Annotated in this window: 5 protein-coding genes; 3 read left to right on the top strand and 2 right to left on the bottom strand. The window is 52.3% G+C overall.

Features of this window, described 5'->3' with window-relative positions; translation table 11 throughout:
• The coding region (locus tag ABWO75_RS12950) for an MATE family efflux transporter (RefSeq protein WP_502922406.1) at positions 1 to 908 on the bottom strand (908 nt) is incomplete at its 3' end.
• 134 nt (positions 909 to 1,042) lie between these two features.
• On the opposite strand from ABWO75_RS12950, the gene ABWO75_RS12945 reads away from it, so the two are divergent.
• The 3 genes from ABWO75_RS12945 (at position 1,043) to ABWO75_RS12935 (ending at position 6,716) form a co-directional block, all read left to right on the top strand.
• Positions 1,043 to 3,760: a M14 family metallopeptidase gene (locus ABWO75_RS12945; protein WP_353186186.1), complete on the top strand. Its 2,718-nt coding sequence runs from the start codon at positions 1,043 to 1,045 to the stop codon at positions 3,758 to 3,760.
• Between the two features lie 190 nt (positions 3,761 to 3,950).
• The gene (gene tatA / locus ABWO75_RS12940; protein ID WP_353186184.1) at positions 3,951 to 4,451 is read left to right on the top strand and encodes a twin-arginine translocase TatA/TatE family subunit; all 501 of its coding nucleotides are present in this window, start codon (positions 3,951 to 3,953) and stop codon (positions 4,449 to 4,451) included.
• 27 nt (positions 4,452 to 4,478) lie between these two features.
• A complete protein-coding gene (locus ABWO75_RS12935) occupies positions 4,479 to 6,716 on the top strand; it encodes a Tex family protein (protein WP_353186182.1) in 2,238 nt (745 codons plus the stop codon).
• Between the two features lie 16 nt (positions 6,717 to 6,732).
• Here the strand turns inward: ABWO75_RS12935 and cysM are convergent.
• The coding region (gene cysM, locus ABWO75_RS12930) for a cysteine synthase CysM (RefSeq protein ID WP_353186180.1) at positions 6,733 to 7,544 on the bottom strand (812 nt) is incomplete at its 5' end.

The following is a 7,544-nucleotide window of genomic DNA, read 5'->3' as shown; positions in this document are numbered from 1 at the left end:
TTTATGGTGGCGGCAGCGGCGATGCCGCTGGCCATCATATACGTCATGGCTGCCAGGGTAATAGCCACCTGATGAGCCGCCTGGATATGGGCACCCAACGTACCTGCAATGACTGCTGCGCCGGCAAATGCGCCGATTTCAAATACATACTGCATCGCCACCGGGGCACCGATACCCAGGATTGCCTTACACCGCTGCCGGTCGACACGGAACGCTTTAAACCGCGGAAGATAGCGTTTGAAATTAACGGAGCGGAATACATACCAGCCCATGATGAGCGCCATCAGGCAACGGTCGATTAATGTGCTGTATCCCACGCCACTTACACCCATGGCAGGCAGACCGAACATTCCTTTTACAAATACGATAGCCAGCAGCACGTTCAGCACATTCCCCCATATGGTAATATTCATTGCCTGTTTGGTAAAACCAAGCCCTTCCGCAAACTGCTTGAACGCGCTGAAAACCATGAGCGGAAACATAGACAAACTCAGGATAAACAGGTATGGCTTAGCCTCGCGTACCACTTCCGGATCCTGATCCAAATGGTCAATGGCCGCCATGGAGCCAAAATAAACAATGCAAAACAGCAGGAGGCCCGACAGCATGTTGATCACCAGGCTGTTCGAAAGGAGTACTCCGCACTCGTCATACTCCTTTTTGCCGTTAGCCTGCGCAATCAATGGGGTAATGCCGTAAGCAATACCCAGGCCGATCACCATGACAATCATAAATACACTGTGCACCAGGGACACGGCGGCAAGGGGTACCGTACCGGCAAAATGACCTACGATCACGCTGTCGGCCGTATGCACGAGCGTATGCCCCAGCTGAGAGATAACCACCGGTCCGGCAAGGGCTAAACTGCTCAGGTAATAGGGTCTGTAAGCTTTCAATTTTCCAGTCATCATAACGTCCCTTCAAAGGCCGTCAAAGGTACGAATATTCAAAAGCATAGCCGTCACCGGGTAAACCATTATTTTTTGTTAAGTTTGTCGTTAACGGCAACGACAGCATGCGCTAACCATTTTAACCTCTTACGATGATAAGATCAATCGCTTATATACTGGTGGCATTTATCACCATGGCTCTGCCCGTCCGGGCGCAGGATATTCCCACGCCAAAAGCACATTTCGGATTCGATATCGGTGACGATTACCAATTAGCCAACTACACGCAGACCGCCGCCTATTTTAAAAAACTGGCAGCTGTCTCGCCCCGCGTTAAATTGGAGGTGGCGGGCAGAACCGCTGAAGGGCGGGATCAGTACCTGATTATCATCTCCTCACCGGAAAACATAGCCAACCTCGAACGGTACCGTTCGATTTCCCAAAAAATGGCCCGGGCGGAACTGCCGGAAGAAGAAGCGAGAGCGCTGTCCATGGAAGGCAAGCCGGTTATATGGATCGACGGTGGGCTTCACGCCACCGAAACGGTAGGGACCCATCAACTGATCGAAACTTATTACCAGCTGGTCAGTCGCAACGACCCGGAAACCCTGCGGATACTGGATGACGTTATTATCCTGTTGTTCCACTGCAATCCGGATGGGCAGGAGCTGGTTTCCGATTGGTACATGCAATATGATGATACGGCAAAGCGGGCAAAGAATATCCCAACGCTGTATCACAAATACGCAGGGCACGATAACAACCGTGATTTTTACATGAATAACCTGCGGGAGACGACTACGATGTCGCGAATCCAGTATATCGATTGGATGCCCCAGGTCATTTACAATCACCACCAAGCCGGTCCCCCGGGAAGTGTTTTGGCGGGACCGCCTTACCGGGATCCATTCAACCATGTGCTCGATCCGCTGTTGATTACGGGTATTGATGGTGTAGCGGCAGCAATGATTAACCGGTTAAATGCTGAGGATAAACCCGGTTATACCCGGCTTAGCGGGTCGGTATATTCCACTTGGTGGAATGGTGGTCTGCGTACCACGCCGTATTACCACAACAGTATCGGCATACTCACGGAAATTGCTGGCGATCCTACGCCGATGACTATCCCGCTGGTTCCGGAGCGGCTGATTCCGGATAATGCCACCCCCAACCCCGTGAGGCCGCGGCCCTGGCACTTCCGGGATGCGATTGCCTATTCCGTTTCCCTCAATTATGCTGTTTTGGATTATGCGAGCCGCTTTGGGGATCAGTTGCTTTACAATATGTACAAAATGGGCCAGCACGCCATCGCCCGCGGAAGCCGCGATAATTGGACTGCTAAACCGGGCTACATTGATCAAATGAAAGATGCATTTGCTGCCGATACGGCTGCGGAAAAAGCCCGCAAGACAGCAGGATCCCAGCACAATATGCCCCTGCGGTATTATGAGGCCGTATTTGAAAACCCAGATTTGCGTGATCCACGTGGATTCGTTATTCCGGCCAACCAGGTCGATTTCCCAAGGGCGGTGCATTTCATCAATGCCCTGATAAAGTCCGGCATTTTGATCCACCGGGCAACGGCGGATTTCGAAGTGGCGGGCAAGTCCTACCCCGCGGGTTCTTACATTGTAAAAACCAATCAGGCATTCCGTCCGCATGTCCTGGACATGTTCGAGCCCCAGGATCATCCAAACGATTTCCAATACCCGGGCGGCCCGCCTATCCGGCCTTATGATGCCGCGGGGTGGACGCTGGCTTACCAGTTCGGGATCGAATTTGATCGCATACTGGATGATTTTGAAGGCCCGTTCAGTGCGATTCCGTACGGCGAGCTGCAGATACCACCGGGTAAAATACCGGTGGAATCCCCGGTCGGATACCTCCTCGATACACGAGTTAATAATGCGTACATTGCCGCAAACCGGTTACTGAAAGCCAATTTTCAGGTATACCGGATCGGAGCGTCCATAAATGAAATGCCAGCGGGTTCCTTTTTTGTGCCGTCTGCCGCCTATCCGTTGCTGGGCGAATTGGTGGACTCGCTGGGTATAGCCCCGTCACCGCTGGATAAAAAGCCCTCCCGGATGGTGGAAATCAAGCTCCGGCGGATCGGCCTTTACGATCGATATGGCGGTTCCATGACGTCCGGATGGGCACGGTGGATACTGGAACAGTATGGGTTTGACAATTTTACGGTTGTATATCCGCGCGAGATCGACCGGGGCAGGCTCCGGGAAAAATACGACATCCTGCTTTTCATCGGGTCCGGAATCCCGGGCGTGAAAGCGGCAGCGGGTACCCCGCCGGATGAATCCAGTTTCCCCGAAGCCTACCGCCACATGCTTGGCAATATTACTGCTGAACGCTCCATCCCCCAATTGTTGGATTTTGTAGAAGCCGGCGGTGTCATATTTACGACGGGCACAAGCACTAATCTTGCCTATCATATGGGGTTACCGGTAAAAAACGCATTAACGGAAACCGGTGAAAATGGCGAGGAAAAAGCCCTATCAAATGAAAAATTCTATGCACCGGGCAGTATACACCGTGTTTATGCGGATGCAGCGGATCCGGCGGGCTGGGGCATGCCGGATACGGTTCAGGTGATGTATGATAACAGTCCGGTCTTCAAGCAAATAGAAAATGGAACTACCTCCGGAATCAAGCCATTGGTGTGGTATGGCGACCAAAACCCGCTGCTTAGCGGCTGGATATGGGGAGCGGATTACCTCCGGCACACAATCGCCGGGTTTACTGCGCCTGTGGGTACGGGCAGATTTTATGCTTTTGGTCCCGATATCACCTTCCGGGCACAATCCCGCGGCACGTTGAAGTGGTTATTTAATACCCTGTATCAGACCGAATAACGCTCAGCCATCCTGCTATGAACGAGCAGCGGCCGATTGATCACCGAAGTACGCTTTCTGCTGGCCGACACGGCATTAAGCAAGGAGGCTACCGGATATTTTATTTTATCCCATCTGCGGATATCACAAAATTTACATGGATTTCACAAAATTTAACCCTACCTTAGCTGTTACAAACAAAGCGACTGTTATGTTGAGTACCGAATTGGCGTTCCTGAATATCGGAACAAGTGAGATGATGTTGATCATCGTGGTAGCCCTCTTAATATTTGGTGGAAAAAAATTACCCGAACTGGCACGTGGCCTGGGCCGCGGCATCCGCGAATTTAAAGATGCATCCGAAAGCATCAAGCGAGACATCAGTGACCAGATCAATAATTTCGAAAAAGACCTGGAGGTAAAAGACGTCATTGTAGAAGAGTCGGAACCCAAAAAACTAAACCAGGCCAGTACTGCCGCTCCGGCAGGCACTTATCAGCATAACCCCAGTCCGGACGATTACTATGGCAGCGACGGTTATTCCGATGATTATTCGTTCAACAACGAACCATCCAATAACCAGCCGCAGACCGCCGCTGCAGACGCCCCGGCGGAAGATAAGCCAGCTGCGGATGTTCATTCGGGGGATTCAGCTGATTCATCACCCAATCCAACTGCATCCGCTTCTGTTAACGAAGAGAAAAACGCATAAGCAGCCTTCTCACTGCCTTTCCATTCCATGAATTACGAAATTATTATTTCCAGGGAGCTTGCTTTGTCCGAAAAACAGGTCAAAACAACCCTGGCTTTTTTAGACGAGGGTGCTACGGTTCCTTTTATTGCCCGTTATCGCAAAGAGATGACCGGCAGTTTGGATGAAGTACAGCTTACCCACATCCGCGACCGGGTTCAACAACTCCGGGAACTTGACAAGCGCCGTGAGGCGATCCTGAAATCGCTGACGGAACTGGGCAAGCTTACTCCCGATCTGGAACAGCAGGTCAGGAATGCTGAAACGATGGCCGCACTCGAAGATCTTTACCTACCCTATAAACCCAAGCGCAAGACGCGGGCGAGTGTGGCACGCGAAAAAGGGCTCGAACCCCTCGCCATGCTCATTTTAGCACAGGAAATCACAGACCTTGCAACTGCAGCCCAGTCTTTCATATCTATTGAAAACGGTGTTTCCAGTGACGCGGATGCGTTGGCCGGTGCCCGCGATATCATCGCGGAAACCATTGCCGAGGATGCCGATATTCGGGCTAAAGCCCGTCAGGTGTTTTTATCCGAAGGCTTGTTTGTGTCGCGGGTAGTCCCCGGAAAGGAAGAAGAAGCGATCAAATACCGGGACTACTATGCGTGGTCTGAACCGTTGAAAAGCGCACCCTCACACCGTGTGCTGGCCATGCGCCGGGGCGAGAAAGAAGAAATGCTCTACCTGGATGTGGAAGTCGCTGAAACGGCGATATTGCCGCTGCTTGACCATGCCTATATAAAAGGTTCGGGTGAAGCAAGCGCCCAGGTACGGATGGCCATGATAGACGGCTATAAAAGATTGCTTAAGCCCGCCATGGAAACCGAGGTCCGCATGCTTACCCGCCAGCGGGCCGATGAAGAGGCGATCCGCGTATTCGCGGAAAACGCCCGGCAGCTATTGCTTGCGGCACCTTTGGGCCAGAAGCGCGTGATGGCCATCGATCCGGGGTTCCGCACCGGCTGCAAAACGGTATGCCTGGACGAACAGGGCAAGCTATTAGAGAACAGCACCATTTTTCCGCACACGGGTGTGGCAAAGGAAGCCGAAGCGGCTAAAACGCTTGCTTTTTTGGTTCAGAAGTACGACATCCAGGCCATTGCTATTGGCAATGGTACTGCCGGACGCGAAACAGAGGCATTTGTCCGAAAATTGGCGCTGCCCGACGTAATTGTAGTAATGGTGAATGAAAGCGGCGCCTCTATTTACTCAGCATCTGAAGTCGCGCGGGAAGAATTTCCGGACCATGATATTACCGTACGGGGGGCTGTATCCATCGGGCGCCGGCTGATGGATCCACTGGCTGAGCTTGTAAAAATCGACCCTAAATCAATCGGTGTGGGTCAATACCAGCATGATGTGGACCAAAATAAGCTGCAAACGGCACTGGACGACACCGTAATCAGCTGTGTCAACGCGGTGGGTGTGGAATTGAATACGGCCTCAAAACAGGTGCTGGCCTATGTATCCGGGCTGGGGCCTTCCCTTGCCCAGCAGATTGTGAACTACCGGGATATGCACGGCGCATTCCGCAGCCGGGAGGACCTCAAGCGGGTCCCTCGCCTTGGCGAAAAGGCTTTTGAGCAGGCTGCCGGATTTTTGCGCATCCGTAATGCCGTGAATCCATTGGATGCGGGGGGTGTGCATCCCGAACGGTATGCCCTGGTGCAACAGATGGCCTCTGACCTGGGCTGCAGCATAACCGATTTGCTCGGCGACCCGCAATTGCGGAAACAGATACGTTTGGGCCAATATGTGAATGATACAGTGGGTATGCCCACGTTAAAGGATATCCTGAATGAACTCGATAAGCCGGGCCGGGATCCCCGTGAGCAATTTGAACAGTTTGCATTTACAGACGGTGTTCATACCGTGGCCGATCTCCGCATCGGAATGCGTTTGCCGGGCATTGTCACGAACATTACCAATTTTGGCGCTTTTGTCGATATTGGTGTACACCAGGACGGTCTTGTGCACCTGAGTCAACTGGCCGACCGGTTCGTAAAAGACCCGAATGAGGTCGTAAAAGTACAGCAGAAGGTGATGGTTACCGTTACAGAAGTTGACGAGAAGCGTAACCGGATCAGCCTGTCAATGAAAACCGGCGAAAAACCTGCGCAGAAAAAAAGCCGCCCAAGCGACCGCAAGGCTACCGGGCATCGAAACCGGCAGGATGATATGGGTTCAAAACTGGCGGCATTGAAAAATAAATTCGGATCGTAAAGACTGTAGCCATTCCTTATCCGAACAGGTCACTTGACAGGTATCGGTCGCCGCGGTCACAGGCGATAAACACGATAACGCCTTCATCCAGTCCGGCCGCTAAACGCAGGGCACAGGCGAAAGCACCGCCGGTACTCATACCCACAAAAATACCTTCGGTCCTTGCCAATTGACGGGCCATTTCAGTTGCGTCGGCCTGAGACACATCCATAATTTGATCCACACGGGCAGGATCGTATATTTTCGGCAGGTAGGCTTCCGGCCAGCGGCGGATACCGGGTATCGATGATTCCTCGGTGGGTTGGCATCCGATAACCTGGACAGCCGGGTTCTTTTCCTTGAGATACATGGAGTTTCCCATAATGCTGCCTGTTGTGCCCATCGCACTGACAAAATGCGTAATCGTCCCATCGGTATCCCGCCAGATCTCCGGACCCGTAGTTTTGTAATGCGCCAGGTAATTATCCGGATTGGCAAACTGGTTCAGGATATAATAATCGGATTGCCGCCCCTTCTCCTCTGCATAATCACGGCATACTTCGATGGAGTCCAATAACGTTACCTTTGCCCCGAAAGCCTCCATCGTCAGCGTCCGTTCCCGTGTCGAACTGGCCGGCATGACCAGTTCAATGTCCAATCCATAAATTCCGGCAATCATTGCCAGCGCAATGCCGGTATTACCGCTGGTCGCTTCAATCAGTGTGGTACCTTTCGTAATTTCACCACGTTCCATTGCGCTTCGGATCATGTTCAGTGCGGCCCGATCCTTTACGCTTCCTCCCGGATTCGTACCTTCAAGCTTGGCATAAATCCGGATTTTGGGGTTGG

The organism is Parapedobacter lycopersici (assembly GCF_040395035.1).
Taxonomy (GTDB): Bacteria; Bacteroidota; Bacteroidia; order Sphingobacteriales; family Sphingobacteriaceae; genus Parapedobacter; species Parapedobacter lycopersici_A.
The sequence above is the reverse complement of the archived record's forward strand: the minus strand, read 5'-3'. Positions and strand labels throughout refer to the sequence as shown.